Source organism: Pseudomonas tremae (assembly GCF_001401155.1).
GTDB classification, from domain to species: domain Bacteria; phylum Pseudomonadota; class Gammaproteobacteria; order Pseudomonadales; family Pseudomonadaceae; genus Aquipseudomonas; species Aquipseudomonas tremae.
Window position 1 is genome coordinate 1 of the sequence record NZ_LJRO01000189.1, and the last position, 658, is coordinate 658.

Consider the following 658-nt stretch of genomic DNA (forward strand, 5'->3'; position numbering starts at 1 on the left):
AACGGCACCGCCAGCTTTGCACTCAATAACGGCGTACTGGTCAATGCCAACCTGGAGCAGCAGCTGTGCAAGGGTATTTCGATCCTCAACCGCAAGACGCTTAGCGGCGAACCGCGCGCCAAGGACACTCCTTTCCAGCAGCTCAACGGCAATCTGGTGATACGCAACGGCGTGGCCAGCAACCCGGACCTCAAGGTTCGTACTCCGGGCATGGCCGTCAACGGTAACGGCGACGTCGATCTGCGCGTACTGGGCATGAATTACCGCGTCGGCATCATCGTCGAAGGCGACAAGAGCGACATGCCGGACCCGGCCTGCGAGATCAATCCGCGCTTTGTCGGCATCGAGTGGCCGGTGCAGTGCCGCGGCCCGCTGGAACTGGGTGCCAAAGCCTGCCGCCTGGACAAGGAAGGCGTGGGCCAGATCGCTGCCAGGCTGGCAGGCGACCGGATCAGCGAGAAGCTTGAGGACAAGCTGAATGAAAAACTCGGTGACAAGGTCAGCCCCGAACTCAAGGACGCCCTCAAGGGATTGTTCAAACGCTAGAGCAATGTGAACAGCTCAGGAGCGCCCTCGCGGCGCTCCACTGGCGCACCTTTTCCTATCCCGACTCATATCCCGACGACGAGAGCCCTTCAGGCCATGCAACCCGAACAAT

The 658-nt window shown here is 60.8% G+C and carries 1 protein-coding gene; it reads left to right on the forward strand.

Annotation, left to right across the window (positions count from 1 at the left end):
• Nucleotides 1-546 (forward strand): AsmA family protein (locus ALO43_RS13225; protein WP_235812530.1); only part of this gene is annotated, 546 nt, incomplete at its 5' end.
• Between the last annotated feature and the right edge of the window lie 112 nt (nucleotides 547-658).